Annotated in this window: 18 protein-coding genes; 5 read left to right on the forward strand and 13 right to left on the reverse strand. The window is 60.8% G+C overall.

The genetic code is table 11. The annotated features are described in order from the left end of the window. The first annotated feature begins 54 nt into the window (after positions 1-54). The 5 genes from ANI01nite_RS01725 (at position 55) to ANI01nite_RS01745 (ending at position 4,969) form a co-directional block, all read left to right on the forward strand. On the forward strand, positions 55-1,266 hold the full coding sequence (locus ANI01nite_RS01725) for a PucR family transcriptional regulator (protein ID WP_038991520.1): 1,212 nt from the start codon (positions 55-57) through the stop codon (positions 1,264-1,266). Positions 1,267-1,442: 176 nt separating this feature from the next. Further along, the gene (locus ANI01nite_RS01730) at positions 1,443-2,366 is read left to right on the forward strand and encodes an ACP S-malonyltransferase (RefSeq protein ID WP_141355499.1); all 924 of its coding nucleotides are present in this window, start codon (positions 1,443-1,445) and stop codon (positions 2,364-2,366) included. A 219-nt stretch (positions 2,367-2,585) separates the two neighbouring features. Beyond that, entirely contained in the window at positions 2,586-2,831 is a 246-nt protein-coding gene (locus ANI01nite_RS01735; protein WP_038991515.1) for an acyl carrier protein, read from the forward strand. Positions 2,832-2,951: 120 nt separating this feature from the next. Continuing rightward, the gene (fabF, locus tag ANI01nite_RS01740) at positions 2,952-4,199 is read left to right on the forward strand and encodes a beta-ketoacyl-ACP synthase II (RefSeq protein ID WP_066138960.1); all 1,248 of its coding nucleotides are present in this window, start codon (positions 2,952-2,954) and stop codon (positions 4,197-4,199) included. Positions 4,200-4,393: 194 nt separating this feature from the next. Then, positions 4,394-4,969 carry a dihydrofolate reductase family protein gene (locus ANI01nite_RS01745; RefSeq protein ID WP_038991513.1) on the forward strand — a complete coding sequence of 192 codons (576 nt, stop codon included), beginning with the start codon at positions 4,394-4,396 and terminating at the stop codon, positions 4,967-4,969. Between the two features lie 6 nt (positions 4,970-4,975). Here ANI01nite_RS01745 and ANI01nite_RS01750 read toward each other — a convergent pair whose 3' ends face one another. The 13 genes from ANI01nite_RS01750 to rplS form a co-directional block, all read right to left on the reverse strand. After that, the gene (locus ANI01nite_RS01750; protein ID WP_141355501.1) at positions 4,976-5,362 is read right to left on the reverse strand and encodes a VOC family protein; all 387 of its coding nucleotides are present in this window, start codon (positions 5,360-5,362) and stop codon (positions 4,976-4,978) included. 300 nt (positions 5,363-5,662) lie between these two features. Beyond that, complete coding sequence (locus ANI01nite_RS01755; protein ID WP_038991510.1) at positions 5,663-6,166, reverse strand: DUF3145 domain-containing protein; 504 nt, start codon at positions 6,164-6,166, stop codon at positions 5,663-5,665. A 141-nt stretch (positions 6,167-6,307) separates the two neighbouring features. Then, complete coding sequence (locus tag ANI01nite_RS01760) at positions 6,308-7,303, reverse strand: tyrosine recombinase XerC (RefSeq protein WP_170214529.1); 996 nt, start codon at positions 7,301-7,303, stop codon at positions 6,308-6,310. Between the two features lie 33 nt (positions 7,304-7,336). Then, entirely contained in the window at positions 7,337-8,581 is a 1,245-nt protein-coding gene (gene dprA / locus ANI01nite_RS01765) for a DNA-processing protein DprA (protein ID WP_141355505.1), read from the reverse strand. An 8-nt stretch (positions 8,582-8,589) separates the two neighbouring features. Further along, positions 8,590-10,146 (reverse strand): YifB family Mg chelatase-like AAA ATPase, encoded by a 1,557-nt coding sequence (locus ANI01nite_RS01770; protein ID WP_141355507.1) that lies wholly within the window; start codon positions 10,144-10,146, stop codon positions 8,590-8,592. Then, entirely contained in the window at positions 10,143-10,505 is a 363-nt protein-coding gene (locus ANI01nite_RS01775) for a YraN family protein (RefSeq protein ID WP_141355509.1), read from the reverse strand. Before ANI01nite_RS01775 ends, ANI01nite_RS01770 begins: the two co-directional genes overlap by 4 nt. A gap of 161 nt (positions 10,506-10,666) precedes the next feature. Next, on the reverse strand, positions 10,667-10,987 hold the full coding sequence (locus ANI01nite_RS01780) for a DUF2469 domain-containing protein (protein WP_038991500.1): 321 nt from the start codon (positions 10,985-10,987) through the stop codon (positions 10,667-10,669). Next, entirely contained in the window at positions 10,987-11,712 is a 726-nt protein-coding gene (gene rnhB / locus ANI01nite_RS01785; RefSeq protein ID WP_141355511.1) for a ribonuclease HII, read from the reverse strand. The genes ANI01nite_RS01780 and rnhB overlap by 1 nt, the downstream gene beginning before the upstream one ends. An 11-nt stretch (positions 11,713-11,723) precedes the next feature. After that, positions 11,724-12,428, reverse strand: a complete 705-nt coding sequence (gene lepB / locus ANI01nite_RS01790; RefSeq protein WP_255314336.1) for a signal peptidase I — start codon at positions 12,426-12,428, stop codon at positions 11,724-11,726. A gap of 164 nt (positions 12,429-12,592) precedes the next feature. Beyond that, positions 12,593-13,006: a hypothetical protein gene (locus tag ANI01nite_RS01795; protein WP_141355515.1), complete on the reverse strand. Its 414-nt coding sequence runs from the start codon at positions 13,004-13,006 to the stop codon at positions 12,593-12,595. A 347-nt stretch (positions 13,007-13,353) separates the two neighbouring features. Further along, positions 13,354-15,525 carry an LPXTG cell wall anchor domain-containing protein gene (locus tag ANI01nite_RS01800; RefSeq protein ID WP_141355517.1) on the reverse strand — a complete coding sequence of 724 codons (2,172 nt, stop codon included), beginning with the start codon at positions 15,523-15,525 and terminating at the stop codon, positions 13,354-13,356. A gap of 425 nt (positions 15,526-15,950) precedes the next feature. Next, positions 15,951-16,598 carry a signal peptidase I gene (gene lepB / locus ANI01nite_RS01805; RefSeq protein ID WP_141355519.1) on the reverse strand — a complete coding sequence of 216 codons (648 nt, stop codon included), beginning with the start codon at positions 16,596-16,598 and terminating at the stop codon, positions 15,951-15,953. Between the two features lie 13 nt (positions 16,599-16,611). Then, positions 16,612-16,971, reverse strand: a complete 360-nt coding sequence (gene rplS, locus ANI01nite_RS01810; RefSeq protein ID WP_038991493.1) for a 50S ribosomal protein L19 — start codon at positions 16,969-16,971, stop codon at positions 16,612-16,614. Positions 16,972-17,214 lie beyond the last annotated feature (243 nt).

Below are 17,214 nucleotides of genomic sequence, written 5' to 3' on the forward strand. Positions count from 1 at the left end.
GGTTTCACCTGCAGTGCCGGGCACGGGAGCGGAAAAGAAACTAAGCTGGAAACCATGAGTCCTGACATGGATGCCGCCGCAGCTCCGAAGAACCGTCCCAGCCGATCCCAGGCACCCAGCAGTGAAACGCTCAAGCGACTCAAGAGCCATATCGGCGTGCTGTCCACCGCAGCACTGAAATACCTGGACCAGCAGCTGCCCTGGTACCGCTCGCTGGCGCCCAACGAGCGCGCCGCCCTGGGACTCATCGCCCAGAAGGGCATCTCCACGTTCGTGACCTGGTACGAAGACCCTTCCTCCACCCCTTCCTGGGTGGTCACCGATGTCTTTGGCGCCGCCCCCACGGAGCTGACCAGGTCCATCTCCCTGCAGAAGGCCCTGGGCCTGCTGCGCACCATTGTGGAAGTGGTCGAATCCCAGGTGCCGGACATCGCCGCCGAACACGAGCAGGCAGCCCTCCGCGAAGCCGTGCTGCGCTATTCTCGCGAGGTCGCCTTTGCCGCCGCCGATGTCTACGCCCGCGCCGCGGAAACCCGCGGGGCATGGGACTCGCGCCTGGAGGCGCATGTGGTCGACGCGGTGCTGCACGGCGAAGCCCACGACTCGCTCTCCTCGCGCATTGCCGCCATCGGCTGGAAGTCGCAGAAGAACATCCGCATCCTGGTCGGGACCACCCCTTCGTCCAACCCGGCAACCTTCGTCTCGGCGCTGCGCCGCATGGCCATCCGCTACTCGCGCGACTCCCTGGTGGGCGTGCTTGGCGACCGCTCGGTGCTGATGCTCTCGGACACCAAATTCGAGGAAGCCGACCTGAGCCGGCTGACCCGGTTCTTCGGTCCCGGCCCGCTGGTCTACTCCCCTCTGGCCCCGACGGTCAAGGAAATGCACCACGCCGCGGCCGCGGCCGTGGCCGGATTCAGTGCCGCCAGGGCTTGGCCGCAGGCACCGAATCCAGTCAGTGCCGATGACTTGTGGCCAGAACGCGCCTGCAACGGCGACGAGCTGGCCCGCACGGCACTGGTGGAGCAGGTCTATCTGCCGCTGCAGCAAGCATCCAACGGCCTGGCCGAAACGCTCTCCAGCTACTTGGCCCTCGGCCACTCGCTGGAAGGCACCGCCCGCGAGCTGTTCGTCCATGCGAACACGGTGCGCTACCGGCTCAAGCGGGTCAGCGAAGTCACCGGCTGGGATCCGCTGGTTCCCCGCGATGCCTTCGTGCTGCAAACCGCATTGCTTTTCGGCCGGCTCCACGAATCGAACTTGTAGGCTTCAGCCAAAGAACGCCGGGCCGCCATGACGGATATTTCCGTGTTGATCGCGCATTACCGCGGAATTCAGCTTCTGGATACGCTAGGCTTTTGTGGAGATCCTACAAACAGTCACCTCGAGCTTGGTACTCAAAAGAAGCGCCAAAAGCTCCCAACATTTGGAAAGCTGTAAGAGTGTTAGCAATCGTTTGCCCCGGACAGGGCTCCCAGACCCCAGGTTTCCTTACCGAATGGCTCGACGTCGATGGCGTTGCCGAGCATCTGCAGGCGCTCAGCTCGATCACCGAGCGCGACCTCACCGCCCACGGCACCACCTCCGATGAAGAGACCATCAAGGACACTGCCGTCGCCCAGCCGCTGATCGTCGCCGCTGGCCTGGTCACCGCGCGTGCGCTCTTCGGCGAATCGCTTCCAGCCGGTGCCATCGTTGCCGGTCACTCCGTTGGCGAGATCACCGCTTCGGCATTGGCCGGCGCGCTCGACGAGGCTGACGCCATGAATTTCGTGAAGGTGCGCGCCAACGCCATGGCCGAGGCCGCAGCCGCCACCCCGACCGGCATGGCCGCCGTGCTCGGCGGAGATCCCGAGGAAGTCCTGGCCAAGCTCGACGAACTGGGACTGACCCCTGCCAATGCCAACGGCGGCGGCCAGATCGTGGCCGCAGGCACCCTGGAGCAGCTCGCTGCCCTGGGCGAGAACCCGCCAGCCAAGGCGCGCGTGATCCCGCTGAAGGTTGCCGGCGCATTCCACACCGCGCACATGCAGCCAGCAGTCGGCACCCTGCAGGAACTGGCCGATACCATCACCCCAAAGAACCCCTCGGCATCGCTGCTCTCGAACTTCGATGGCCAGGCCGTAGCCGATGGCCAGGCGAATCTCGATTCGCTGGTCGCCCAGGTCTCCCGTCCGGTCCGCTGGGACCTGTGCATGCAGACCCTGGCCGAGGCTGGCGTGACCGGCGTGCTGGAACTGGCACCGGCCGGAACCCTGGTGGGCTTGGCCCGCCGCGGCCTGAAGGGCGTGAAGACCCTGGCAGTGAAGAGCCCCGCGGATCTGGAAGCAGCCAAGGCGTTTATCGCCGAGCACACCGCCAACTAGGCTGGTGCGCGATTCGAAGATTGTGCTCGCCGGTAACGTCATGTTGCCTGCCCCGAGCGCATCTCTGGCCTAAGCTTTAAACCGACGAAACCTGCCACGCATCGCTGATGCACCAGCAAAGTTTCATTAAGCCGGCTGGAACCGGCTCCTGGAAACAGGATCCGGACCCAGCCACAAAAATGACCGGAGTCCTCCGGCTAAGAAGAAAAGGAGCCATCCATGGCTAGCAACGAAGAAATCCTGGCGGGCCTCGCCGAAATCGTCAACTCCGAGACCGGCCTGGACGAAGCAGACGTGCAGCTGGACAAGTCCTTCACCGAGGACCTGGACATCGACTCGATCTCGATGATGACCATCGTCGTTGAGGCCGAGGAAAAGTTCGAGGTCAAGATCCCTGACGAAGAGGTCAAGAACCTGAAGACCGTCGGCGACGCCGTCAACTTCATCGCTGCGGCACAGGCCTAAGCTTCCTGGCGTTCATCGCCACACCGTTGCGCGGGCAAGCCGCGCACGCGGGCCGGTACGTCAAGCCGGCCCCCTGAATTTCCAAGCACAGTTCTTATTCGCACAGTAGAGAGTTTGATGATGGCGCGCAAAGTAGTGATCACCGGTCTCGGAGCCACCACCCCAATCGGCGGCGATGTCCCCACCCTATGGGAAAACGCCCTGAAGGGCGTCTCCGGTGCCGCACCCCTGGAAGACGACTGGGTCAAGGAATACGACCTGCCGGTCACCTTCGCCGCCCGCGCTGCTGTGCAGCCGACCGAGGTGCTGACCCGCCCGGAGACCAAGCGCATGGACCCATCGACCCAGTTCGCTGTAGTAGCGGCCCGCGAAGCCTGGGCCGATTCCGGTCTGGTCAAGGAAGAGATGGACCAGAACAAGCTGGCCGTAGCCTTCGCTACGGGCATCGGCGGTGTCTGGACCCTGCTCAACGCCTGGGACACCCTGCGTGAAAAGGGCCCGCGCCGCGTGCTGCCGATGACCGTGCCAATGCTGATGCCCAATGGCCCTGCCGCTGCCGTCTCGCTGGATCTCGGTGCTGCCGGTGGCGCGCACACCCCGGTGTCGGCGTGCGCTTCGGGTACCGAGGCGATGCACGTAGGCCTGGATCTGATCCGATCAGGCAAGGCCGATGTGGTCATGGTCGGTGGCGCGGAAGCCGCGATCCATCCGATGCCGCTGGCCGCCTTCTCGTCCATGCACGCGCTCTCCCGCCGCAACGACGATCCAGCCAAGGCTTCGCGCCCCTATGATGTCGACCGCGATGGCTTCGTCATGGGCGAAGGCGCCGGTGCGCTGGTGCTGGAGGCCGAAGAGCATGCCATCGCCCGCGGCGCCCGCATCTACGCCGAACTGGCAGGTTCCTCGGTGACCTCCGATGCGCACCACATCACCGCTCCGGATCCGGATGGCCTGGGCGCGACCCGTGCGCTGAAGGCCGCCATGTTCGACGGCCGCATCCAGCCAGAGGACGTCGTTCACGTCAACGCCCACGCAACCTCCACTCCGGTCGGCGACAAGCCGGAATACACTGCGCTGAAGAGCGCCCTGGGCGATCAGCTCGACAACGTCTGGGTTTCGGCGACCAAGTCGCAGATGGGCCACCTGCTGGGTGCCTCGGGCGCTGTGGAGTCCGTGCTGTGCGCACTGGCCGTCTACAACCGCAAGGCCCCGGTGACCATCAACCTGGACAATCAGGATCCGGAGATCCCCTTGAAGGTCGTCACCGGCGAGCCAGCGCAGCTGCCAGCCGAAGGCACCATCGTTGCTCTGAACAACTCGTTCGGCTTCGGCGGCCACAACGCTGTCGTAGCCATCCGCAGCGTCTAATCGCTTCGGCAGCAACACGAACGCACACCACTGGGTTGGCTGGAGGAAATCCTTCCGCCAACCCAGCGGCTTTTAACCTGGGAGGAATTGGCGGGCAGCCATTGCTTCGATCCTGACGTGTTGGTTAGGCTCAAGTACCGCCTCGAATCGGAGGCACCTGACGGTACTTGGCCTAGAGCAAAGGATCCTTTCCCATGCGCACCCTGATTGCCACTTCTTTCGTATCCCTGGATGGCGTCGTCGAGGCGCCGGGCGGTGAACCGGGCTACCGCAATTCAGGCTGGACGGTGGATTCGGTCGACTTCGACCCGGCCGCCTATGAGCTGAAGGGCACCGAGCAAGCCGAGGCCAGCGCGATGCTCTTGGGCCGGCACAGTTACGAGTCGTTCTCTGCGGTATGGCCGTCAATGACCGAGGAATTTCCGCAGTACAACGCGATGCCCAAGTTCGTGCTGTCCACGACCTTGCGGGAGAAGGACCTGGCCACGAACTGGGGCGAGACCACCATCCTGCGTTCGGTAGCCGATGTAGCGCGGCTTCGAGCCGGCGACGGCGGACCAATCAGCATCCACGGTTCCGCGACGATGGTCCACTCCCTGCAGGAGCATCAGCTCATCGACCAATACAACCTGCTGGTCTTCCCGGTCTTGCTCGGTGCCGGCAAGCGCCTGTTCAGCGACACAAGCCTGGATGCGCAGAAGCTGAAGCTCGTCGATTCCCAGGTGTACTCCAACGGGATCCAGAAGAACATATTCAAGGTCCAGCGCTAGAGGATCCTAGCCAGCCGCTGGCAGATAGGACCGGGTAATTAATTCCAGGTAGTGCCCGGAAGGGTCATGCAGATAGACGCCCCTGCCACCATGGTCCCGATTGATCCGCCCTGCCAGCTGCCGTTGCGGGTCTGCCCAGTGCTCGATTTCCCGCTTGCAGACCGTGGCGTACGCACGATCGAAATGCTCATCATCAAGCAGGTAGGCGTAATGCTGCGGCGGGAAGTCGATCGGTGGTGCGGCGAACTGCAGCAGGACGCCATGGGCCAGGATGATGTTGGCAAATGGTCCCCAGCCCGGTTCCTCGCGTGCTTCGAGCAGTTCCAGGTAGAACTTCACCATGCGCTGCGGGTCCAGTGAAGCGATGATGGTGTGGTTGAACTGTGCGGTCATTCTCTCCCTTTCGTGTATCAGATGTGCTGTTCATCGGTTGAATGCATCTGGCACGGGAGGTCCGCGAATCAGGGAACGACCAGATAGCCGTTCCGGGAGTGGCCTGCAACGGCCTGGTTGGTCTTCATCGCCACCGAGCATAGCACTGGCAAGCGACGCGACGCCACAATCGCAGTTCTAATGGCAAGAAGTGGGATCCCCGGCATGGGATCCCACTTCTTTGTTGGTAACAACCCCGCACCAACGGGGTCATTTCTGGGTGAACTATGAAAAGTCACCCAGAGACTAATTAACCAGTCGTTATACCACCTGGTTGAGCCATCGTACAGGCGCATCTTCGCCCGCGTGGCGGAAGGGTTCAAGTTCTTCATCCCAGGGCTCGCCAAGGGCGATGGACATTTCCTGGTAGAACACCGACGGGTTGCCGTCGCCTTTTTCATAGGCCCAGCGGATGCGTTCTTCACTGACCATGACATTGCCAGCGCAATCGACAGTGGCGTGGAAGATACCGAGGTCAGGGGTTACGGACCAGCGGCTTCCGTCAGCCCCAGGGCTCGGGTCTTCGGTGATTTCGAATCGAAGGTGCTGCCAGCCGTGCATTTCGCTGGTCAGCAAGGCGCCGGTACCTTGGGTACCAACCCACTCGATTTCGGCGCGACAAAATCCGGGTGCGACGTGCTGTTCGGTCCACTCCATCTTTACTGGAGTGCCGAGCACGGACCCGATTGCCCATTCCAGATGTGGGCATAGCGCTGCAGGGGCGGAATGAATATAAATCACGCCTCTGGTCATCGGTGCAGACATGCCATCCTCCGTTGCGGTGTTGATCGTCTTCCCCTACGTCAACATCGTTCCGGTGCCATCGCCGCCGATACTTCCATTTTGCCTGATGATGAGGGCTTTCGCCACCCAGAAAGGCCATTTTCGCGGATTCATGCCAAATAGTCAGGCTCGCGGATGGGCTTGGCGATAGCTTTGCCTCAGCCGATCGACCGAAACATGCGTATAGAGCTGGGTCGTTGCCAGTGAAGCGTGTCCGAGGAACTCCTGGACAGCACGCAAATCAGCCCCGCCATCAAGCAGATGGGTGGCCACGGTGTGCCGTAACGCGTGCGGACCGCTAGCAGCGGTATCCCCCAGCGATTCCAGCGCCTTGGAAATGACCTCTCGCGCTTGGCGCACGTTCAAGCGCGCACCGCGCACGCCGACAAGCAATGCCGCCTTGGCCTCCTGCCGGGCCAAGACCTTGCGATGGGAGCGGATCCACGCGATGATCACGCGCTCTGCAGGCTTACCGAAAGGAACAACCCGTTCCTTATTTCCCTTGCCAAGAACCTTCAGGGTACGTCGTTCGAAGTCGATGTCGTCCACGTCCAGGGCCACGAGCTCGCTGATGCGCAATCCGGACGCGTATAGCAGCTCCGCGATGACCTTGTCGCGTGCCGCTACCGCCTGGCTCCTGGCATCCGGGCCTGATTCCGCTGCGCTTTCGCTATCGCCTGCACCGGCAGTCACCTCAGTTTTTTCGGAGAGCAGGCGATCGATCTGGCTTGGCTGCAAAACGTGCGGAAGCCGCCGCTCCTTCTTGGGCGCGGCCAGCCGCAAAGCGGGGTCGGTGTCGATCAATTGGTGCTTCAGCGCCCATGCGAAGAAATTCTTCACCGCAGAGATCCGCCGGGCCAAGGTAGTTCGGGAAACCTGCGCTTCGTGAAGCTGGGCCAACCAGTCGCGGAGCATCTCGACCGTAATCTGCTTGAGGCTCGGATCCTGGGACTGGTGCTGCAGGAACTGGCCAAGGTTGCGCAAGTCCACGTCGTAGGCTCGCAGAGTATTAGCGCTTCGGCCGCGTTCGCGTTGCAGGTACTCCAGGTAATCCGCAACCGGCTCGGCGAACTTTGCCGACAGCGCAGTGCTGGTGTGCGTCGTTGGTTCTTGCTTCATCACTATTGAGAATACCCCCAGCTGCTTCTCTGGCTAGTTCTGGCGCACCAGCTTCCAGGTCAAGCCATCGGTAGCGGCCATGTCCAGCGACTCCAACCGGTTGATGGCCCGGAGCGTCTTGATCAGTGGCACGCCACTGCGCGCCGAGATTTCATCGACCAGCATCCCTTTGGCGAAGGACATCGTGTCGTACACCATGCCTTCATCTTTGCTCAGGTTGTCAGTAAGGCGCGGCTGGGCTTTGGAACTGGGCGACTCTGTTTGGCGATGCTGGCCCAGCAGGCCCAGTGCGTCTTGCGGACTGGCAAGCAACGCCGCACTGCCCTCCGCAATCAAGCGATGGCATCCTGCCGAGTTGGGAGCGAAAACACTGCCTGGAACAGCTGCAACATCGCGTCCGAGCTCGACCGCATGGCTGGCGGTGTTCAGCGCACCGGAACGGTGGCGCGCTTCGCTGATGATGACTAGCCTGCTCAATGCGGCGATCAGCCGGTTGCGGTTCAGGAAGCGGAAGCGAGCGGATGTGGTCCCGGGCGGCACCTCGGATATCAGCACGCCGCGGGCAATAATCTGGTTCAGGAGATTGCTGTTGCCCGAAGGGTAAAGCCGATCGATGCCACCAGCCATAACGGTGATCGTTGGCGGACCCGGGTGCTGCCAATCCTCCACGCTCAGCGCTGCACGGTGCGCGCTGGCATCAATGCCGTAGGCGCCGCCCGAGACGACGGTATACCCACTCAATGCCAATGTCCGGCCAAGATCAAAGGTGACTTGATCACCGTAGTCGCTGGCGTCGCGTGAGCCGACGATGGAAACGTTGCTGGCCAGCTCTTGGCCTTCAAGCAGCTGGGGGTTTGCCGATCGCCACCATAGGCACAGCGGACGACCGAGATGCAGGTCGGCTAGCTGACGTGGCCAGGCGGCATCGGTGGGGATCAGCAGTCCTCCGCCAACCCGAGCGGCGGCATCCAGGGCGCCCACCGGGTTGCTCAGCGGCAGGCGTTTCCGCCATCGGGTCAGCGCCACTTTCAGGTCTTGCGCGGAATCCCCGGAAGGGTGGAATCCCAGGATTCCGTCCACTGGAAGCTTGAGCGCAGACGGATAGAAATCCTCTCGCTGGATCAAGCGCAGCAACTCCTGTGTGCTCATGAGTTCCAGCAGGGCCGTGGCCACGTAGTCGTTGGGCTCTATGAGCTGGTTCAAGTGAGCATAGACCCGACGCTCCTGGGAGCTTGGGGTCACCGATCCCCCGGCAGTGTTCGTATTACTGGAAGTCATGACCTTACCTAGCTGCTTTCCAAGTTCTGGCGGAGATGACCGGCGATGGCCAAATCGTCCGCGGTCGGTGCTGTGTGTTCCTGATGATCTGCCACAGTCCACGCGACCCTCAAGAGGCGGTGGATTGCCCGGGCAGAGAGCCCGCGCCGCGTGGCAAGCTGCTCAAGCGCCGCCCGCGTCCTGGCCGGGTAGTCCAGCTCATTCTTGAGGATTTGCGTTGGAATCTGCGCGTTGCAGGCAATTGAGAACTTTCCCAGCCGAGCCTGGCTGCGTGCTCGGGTGGCCACGACTCGTTCACGAACCTGAGCACTGGATTCGTTCGGTGCCGAGTTCAGCAGCTGGGCTTGCGGAACCGGGTTGACCCTGACCTGCAGATCGACACGGTCGAGAATCGGTCCCGAGAGCCGGGCGAAGTAGCGCCGGCGAGCCATGGGAGTGCAGGTGCATCCGGTACCGGTTCCGAAATTCTTTCCGCAGGGACACGGGTTGGAGGCCATGATGAGTTGGAAACGGGCCGGCAGACGCTGGTGCCCTCGGATCCGCGCAAGGTTGATATACCCTTCTTCGATCGGTTGGCGCAGCGCATCGAGTACGCCTGTATGGAATTGCGCTGCTTCATCGAGGAACAGGATGCCGTGGTGGGCGCGCGTAATGGCGCCGGGAATCAGTTGTGCTGTTCCACCGCCAATCAGCGCTGATCGGGACGCGGTGTGGTGCGGTGCGACAAAAGGCGGCGTGCGTTGCAACTGGTCCAGTTCACCGGCACCTCCCCGGGTAATGGAATGCACCGCTGTGGCTTCGAGAGCCTGGAGATCATCCAAAGGCGGCATGATTGTCGGCAGGCATTTGGCCAGCATGGTTTTTCCGGCGCCGGCCGGCCCAACCATGATCAGGTGGTGTCCCCCGGCCGCTGCCAATTCCAGTGCGAGCCGTGCTTCCTGTTGCCCGTTGACCAGGCCCAGATCCACCTCGTCGGCAGCGGCTCCGACGGCATGCCCACCAGTTTGGTTAGCTGATTGCGGTGGCCGGTGGCGCAGGTAGGTAGTAATTTGATCCTTTGCCGCTCCACAGAACGCCATGACCTGCCCGAGGTGGCGCAGCGCAATGACCTCTACGCCACCCACCAGCCGGGCTTCCGCTCCGTTCTCTTCGGCCACGATCACCTGGTCAAGTCCATGGGCGCGAGCCAGTTGCACGGCTGGCAGCACCCCAGGTACCGGCCTCAAGGTGCCATCCAGGCCGAGTTCTGCCATGTACAGGGTGCTTGCTGAAGCGAACAGTTGCTGATCAGCGGCCAAGGCGGCAATGACGATGGCAAGGTCAAAAGCTGACCCGTATTTCGGCAGCGTGGCCGGGGATAAATTGACCGTCAGCTTTCGGTTGGCTAGCGGGATTCCTGAATTCCGTGCCGCTGCCTTGATCCGTTCGCGGGCCTCGCTCAAGGATGCGTCGGGCAAACCCAGCAGGACGAATCCCGGGATGCCGTTGCCTAGGTCGGCTTCGACTTCCACCAAGGAAGCGCTGACCCCGTGCAGGGCCACGGCACTGGTTCGAGCGGTACTCATGAGTGCACATTTTCATGCAGGTTGCAGTCGAATCCGGTCGCCGTCGCGTAGACCTCGACGACATCCACGCGAACTTCGGGCAGAAACAGGCGATGGGTGCGGGCCCAGAAGAGAAGCAGCTTGTTGAGCCGGCGAAACTTGGCCGGGGTGATCGCGTCGAAGCCGGAACCGAAGCGTTGCGACGACCGCGTTTTAACCTCGACAGCCACGATCTGGCCATTTCCAGCCCGCGCTACCAGATCCAGCTCCCCTGCCGGGCATCGCCAATTGCGATCGAGGATTTCGTAGTGCTGTCCTGCGAGAAATGCGGCGGCGGCTCGTTCCCCGTCGGCACCTAGCCGTTGTTTCTCGGTCTGCATGCTTGCTCCTCGATGTCTATGATCCGTTATGGAAACATCGTCGGAGATTCATAAGCCACGGCAGCAGCACGGGCCGCGGAATGTGGATATCTCGTTGCCAACGAGAAAGCCAGCCCTGTTCTGGAAACAGAGCCGGCTCTCGGATACCTATGCAGCTTGAGCTAGTTTCCCAGTCCGTCTTTGGGAATCTGGAACTCGTCGGGGTTGAGTTCTTCGACGTTGACGTCCTTGAACGTCAGCACCTTGACGGACTTCACGAAGCGGCCTTGGCGGTAGATGTCCCAAACCCACGCGTCCGTGAGGTTCAGCTCGAAGTACACTTCCCCGGCATTGGACAGGGTCTTCACGTCCACCTGGTTGGCCAGGTAGAAGCGGCGTTCGGTCTCGACCACGTAATTGAACAGCCCCACCACGGTCTTATACTCGCGGTACAGCTGCAGTTCCATGTCGGACTCGTAGTTTTCCAGGTCGTCGGCAGCCATCACTTTGCTTTCTTTGTCGTGGCTTCACCTTGGGCCTGATCAGCGCCCGAAGTCAAGTTCCAGCTCTTTCGGTGGTAGTCGCAGGGACCCTGTACGACAATCGCGGCACGATGCGCTGCGGTGGCATAGCCCTTGTTGATCTCCCAACCGAAGTACGGATGCTCCGTGGCCAGGCCTACCATGATGCCGTCACGTTCGACCTTGGCCAGTATGGATGCACCGGCGATAGCCTGGCAGGTCATGTCCCCCTTCACGATGGTAGCCACGGGGATATGCAGGCCGACGGGCTCGCGGTCATCGGCCAGGATATCGAACAGGTCCCGTTCGGGCGCGGTCAGCCAGTCGTAGCTGCCATCCAGAAGCGCCGCTTCAGGCTGGACGGCGCACTGCGCCATGGCCCGTGATCCGGCCAGGCGCAGGGCTCCAGTGACACCGAGCGCGTCGATTTCAGCTGCCGAGGCATGCCCCACGCCATAGCCGACGGCCCATTGGCGCACTGGGTCAACCAGTGCCATCCGGGTGTCCGGGCTCAGGAGCTTGGAATCGCGCAGTTCAGGGAATTCGGTGACTTGCTGGATATCGATCACTGTCATTCCGACGGTAATCGGACCAGCCAGCGCGCCGCGTCCCACCTCATCGACTGCGGCGATGTAGCGGACGCCATGTCTGGCGGCCAGGGCGCGCTCGTGTTCGAGTGTGGTTGCCTTGCTCTTGGAATCAGCCATGTGCAGGTACGCTACTCAGCCACTGGGTGCGGGACATCGGAGAAGACTTCTTCATGGGAGTCGATGGTGCCCCAGCGCGAAGTAGGCCACGAGATCACCGAAGCTCGGCCTTGGACGGATTCGATGTCGACGAAGCCGCCTTGGCGGTCGGCGTGGAAGCGGGAATCCGCGCTGGCTGCACGGTGATCGCCCATCACCCAGAGCTTTCCTTCTGGGACGGTCACCTTGAATTCCATATCTGATGGGCTGTCTCCGTCGTAGATGTACGGCTCGTCGATGGGCTCGCCATTGATCGTGATGGCACCTTCTGCGGTGCAGCATTCCACGGTGTCACCGGGCATGCCGATGATGCGCTTGACCAGGTACTGCTCGTCGGCCGCGGGAAGCACGCCGACAAAGGAAAGCACGTTCTGTAATGCGGTGGGGTACTCGGTCAGCGGCGGCAGCCACTCCTGGTCATCTCGGAATACGACGACATCTCCGCGTTCCAGGTCGAAAGGACCGGGAACCATGAGGTTGGCGAAAATCCTGTCGTCGACCTCGAGAGTATGCTCCATGGAGCCGGATGGGATGTAGTAGGCACGGAAGAAGAAGGTCTTGATCACAAATGAGAGCAACAGCGCGATCGCGATAATGATGACAATCTCGCGAACGAAGCGCCATAGTTTGTAAAGTGGTCCCCGGCTTCGAGGAGTCTCTGCTGATGCTGCACTCACGATTCGATTAGTGCCTTCCATTGTCGCGTGTTATCCCCATCTTACGTGCCGAATCAGGCGCAACGTATCATTGCACGGCTACGGCCAGTTGCTCCGGAACGCGCCAACGGCCAGTCCCGGCGAAGGGACTGGCCGTTGGCGCGACCGAGACAGCGGAGTCTGGGCTACTGGGTGGCTGCTGGCGTCATGATGCCGCCGCTCTCCTTGTAGTCCACAGGGATTTCGCCGATGGGCTTCTCATCGTCGATCAGCTTTTCGACAGCTTCGAGCTGGCTCTTGTCCACCGACAAGGTGATTCCCCCGGTCTCAGGATTCAGCGTGTAGGCATGGATGGCGTTGCGCACAGGGTTTTCCTGCTTGCTTTGCCACTTCATGATTTCGGCGATTGCCGAGCGGAGTTCTTCGCTGCTGAATTGGACCAGGTGCCCGACGGCACCGGCTTCTTCAATGGTGGATAGCTGTTCTTCGCTGGTCGTTGAAACGTTCAGCTTCCCGTCCTTGATCCAGCCTTGGACGTAGTCGTCGCCCAATGCTTCGGAAAGCTGGTCATTGGTTTGGAGCAGTGTATCTTGGTCCACGGCATTCTCACTTGAATTGTCTGTTTGCTGCGAGGATTCCGATGCCGTAGCGCTTGCCGAAGGCTGCGTGCCTGGATCGGTTCCCTGTCCGCAGCCGGTAAGCAAAAGTGCAGCCATGGCGGCGGTAGATGCCAGCATGATTGGCGTGCGTGAAGTTCTAGCATTCGAATTCATAATTTACACCTCGGTGGTATTCACGTTGCCGCAACGATCTTAGCTATCAGGCTAGTGCTAATTTCGTAGAGCAACCAAGGAGCTACATGTGTGCCAAGTAAAAATGCCCCGCTACTTGTTCCAAAGTAGCGGGGCACTTTCAGCAGGATCTATTCCCGTGGGTCAAGAATCCCTTAGCCGTGACGGCGTGCGCTGCGGCGGAACAGCAGGAATGCTGCACCGGCCAGAGCCATTGCACCACCAGCGGCGATCAGCGGAACGCTGCTCGAACCGGTGTCTGCCAATGGATCTTCCTTCTTAGGAGTTTCCTTTGGAGTTGCAGACTTGCTTGGCTCGTCGTCCTTAGGCGCTTCCGACTGCTCCTCATCTTCCGAAGCGGAAGGCGAGGTCGATGGCTCGTCGGATTCATCCTCGGACGGCGATGGCGAGGTGCTCTCGGAAGGCTCTTCGGTTGGCTCATCAGTCGGGTCCTCGGAAGGCGAGGTCGATGGCGTCTCCGAAGGTTCTTCGGTTGGCTCGTCAGTCGGAGTCTCAGTTGGCTCGTCAGTCGGAGTCTCAGTTGGAGTCGGCGTTGGGGTTGGGGTCGGAGTCGGCGTCGGAGTTGGGGTCGGCGCAGCAACGATCACGACGTTGGCGTTGACCCGCTCAGAGGTGTTGAATCCGTTCTTGGCCTGCAGGGTGAACGAGTACTCGCCCAGCTTCTCCGGTGCGGTGAAGCTGAAGTTGCCTTCGGCATCCACAGTCACGGTATCGACAACCTTGCCGTCAACGATGATGTTGACCTTGGTGCCGCTGGCGGCGTTCTTGACGGTGCCGGTGATGGTATCGCCAGCCTCAACCTCGGTGCCGTTCTCCACGGACAGTGCAGGTGCGTTCACGAAGAACTTCACCTGGTAGCCGTCAATGTAGCCCTTCTTGAAGACATCGTCCAGTGAGGTGTACATCGCAACGTCGTCCGCGTTGTTCTCGATTCCGTCCTCGCCGCCGGAGTTGGCGGAGTTGATGCCCACGGCCTTGCTGCCGACGAGCACTGGTCCACCGGAGTCGCCCTGGTCCAGCACGGTCTGGCCCGGGTTCTCTGCGGAGTAGCCCCAGACCGAACGCACGGTGTCGTTCTGGCCGTAGACGAAGAAGACGCCTTCGCCGTAAATTTCCGAGCAGCTCCAGCCGGTGGTGCGGCCAGCCGAGCAGGCCTCGGACCCGATGACTGCCTTGGACACGCCGGTCACGTTAATGACCTTGTCACGCTCGTCCTGGCCTTCTGGCCACTGCGAGACCGCAGCGTGCAGGTTCAGCTCAGGGTTGATGTCGTCGATCACCGAGATGTCGGTGCCCGGCTCCAGGTTCTCGAACTCTTCTTCAGTCATCGAGTTCAGTTCTTCGATGGTTAAGCCCGAGTTGTCCGGGCCACCGAACTGGTTGAAGCCAAAGGTGCCCAGTTTCGCGCCGATGCCTTCGATCACATTGGGTGCCGACTGCTCGACCAGACCAAGAATCTTGGTGGTGCCATCCTCGGTGCAGTGGCCTGCGGAAATGACTGCATCCTCGCCGGCGGAGTTCCAGGCGTTGAAGCCCAGCGAGCAAACGGTGGTTGCGTCGGAAGGCTGGCCGGACTGGTCCATGGCGTATCCCATTGCACCGTAGACGTCTTCCAGGGCGGTAGTCTCGGCGACGCCGGAGCCTTCTTCACCCTCGACGTACTTGGCCTGGCTGACGAATTCTTCGATGGTCAGGTCCTCGGCCGAGAGCTCGGCAGACTTGGATTCGAGAGCCTTGGCTTCCTTCTTCTCGAAGCCTTCAGCATAGATCTTCAGGCCTTCGGCGGTGTTCAGAATCGCGGTAATGCGCTTCATTTCCTTCGGCGCAACGGTCTTCGCAAGTTCCTTGTAAACCTGTCCTGGAGTCTTGACCTCGGCGTCGAGGACCTTCATTTCCAACTTGGTGGGTGCTGGAGTTGCGGTCTCGGCGATGATCTTCTTCGCCTTGTCTGCGTCGTCCTTGCCAACGGTGATTTCGGCCTTGCCGTCCTTCACCGAGGCAGTGGCTTCCACGCCCTTTTCGTTCAGTTCGTCGCGAACCTTGGAAACAGCGTCGCTGGTTTCCCCGTCCTCGACGTACTCTTCAACCGACTTGTCGAGGTCTCGCTCGATAGCCTTGTCGAGACCTTCGGTATCGACAGCGCTTGCGCTCGGCGATGGCTTCTCGCTAGCCGGAGTGGAAGCAGTCGGCGATTCGGAAACCGTCGGCGCTGCCGCTGCAGGCATGAAGCTCGAACCGACCACCAAAGCGGTCGCGGCTGCTGCAACGATGCCGCGCTGCGCAGTCTTCTTTTTTGGATGTGGCATTAACGCTTCTCCCAGATTTATGGTGCGAGTGCTTGCGTTTCCCCTTACCTAAGGGCGCACGCGTAAGCACAGGTGTTGTTACCAAAATGAAACAATACTTCGTTCCCGCACAGCTTTTCAAGCATCGAATCCAACAGAAATATAAACTCCGAACTTTGTTTCACCTAGTCAAATAGGCCTGCCCAAATCGACTCAGGTCACAAATTACGAGCCAGTAGCGTTGGTTTAAGATTGGACTACTCTTTCTCATCCCAAGTCAGCTTGGTAGATCCTGAGCGTTATCACAATATTTGCACACCAACTGCACAGCAACACGGGCCCCGTGAAAATCCATCCAAATTAAGTACATGAAGATAGAAAAAATGGTGCCGGATGGGTAGTTCTACCCATCCGGCACCAGCAAATTCGTTGCTTGTGACGGCGTGTCACCTGATATCTGAGCGCTGATCGAGAGGCCAAATTACCTCTGCGGCCTTACCAGTAACCCGTTCAACACTGATCATCCCGCCGCCGCTGGCACCCAGCAACGAGCGCGAATCCTTGGAAGTGGACCGGTGATCGCCCATGACCCACAATCGGCCTTCCGGCACTTCTACGGAAAATTCCTGTTCACTTGGAGCATCCCCGGGGTAGATGTACTGCTCATCTACAGGCTCTCCGTTAACGAGCAGCCGCCCATCAGCACCGCAGCATTCCACGGTGTCTCCCCCGACGCCGATGACGCGCTTGACGTACTTGTTATTGCTGCCAGCGAGGCTGAACGCCGAGAGCAGATCATCAGCGAAACTGGCCTTGGCGTAGGGCAGGAACGAGCCGCGGCCATCGAAAACGATGATGTCTCCGCGCTGCGGTTCGGAATCAAAGTAGGCGCGGCGGTCCACGGAGATGCTTTGGCCAGGGTTGAGCGTGGGCTCCATCGAGTTGGAATCGATACGGAAGACATCGATCACCGTGGCACGAAGAAGAATGGTGGCCAGCAGGCCGAAAATAACCGCGAGTACAGCGAAGCGCCAGACCCATGAAAAGGCCTGGCGCTTCATTGTTGCCCGCTCGGTGCGTGCAATCCGGTTCATGGAAGAACGCAGATTACTTCTTTGCGCCGAAGTCGCGCTTCTCGCGGATGCGAGCAGCCTTGCCGTGGCGATCGCGCATGTAGTACAGCTTTGCACGACGCACGTCGCCCTTGGTCACGACCTCAATCTTGTCGATGATTGGGGAGTGGACTGGGAAGGTACGCTCAACACCGGTGCCGAAGGAAACCTTGCGAACGGTGAAGGTCTCGCCAATACCGCGGCCCTGGCGGCCAAGGACGTAGCCCTGGAAGACCTGAACACGGGAGTTCTTGCCTTCGATGATGTTGACGTGCACCTTCAAGGTGTCGCCTGGGCCGAAGGCTGGAACGTCGGAGCGCAGCGAGGCTGCGTCAACAGAGTCAAGAATATGCATGGTGCATCTCCTAGGATCAATGCCGCAGGTCACCGAATCCTCGTAGCGGGGCCCGACACCGGTTGAAACCAGTGAAATCCCCGGAACGTTGTACCATCGATTGCCCCTAGCAATCGATGCGGCGGTCTTCTATGGCTCGAACTTCCCCCTGCGGCAGGAGTCGAACAAAAACACACCAAGAAACAATTATGCCGTATCAGCGAAGCCGACGCGAGTCTGCCCGAAATGGCTTCGAGTGATTTT

This window comes from Glutamicibacter nicotianae, from assembly GCF_006539525.1.
Classification (GTDB): Bacteria; Actinomycetota; Actinomycetes; order Actinomycetales; family Micrococcaceae; genus Glutamicibacter; species Glutamicibacter nicotianae.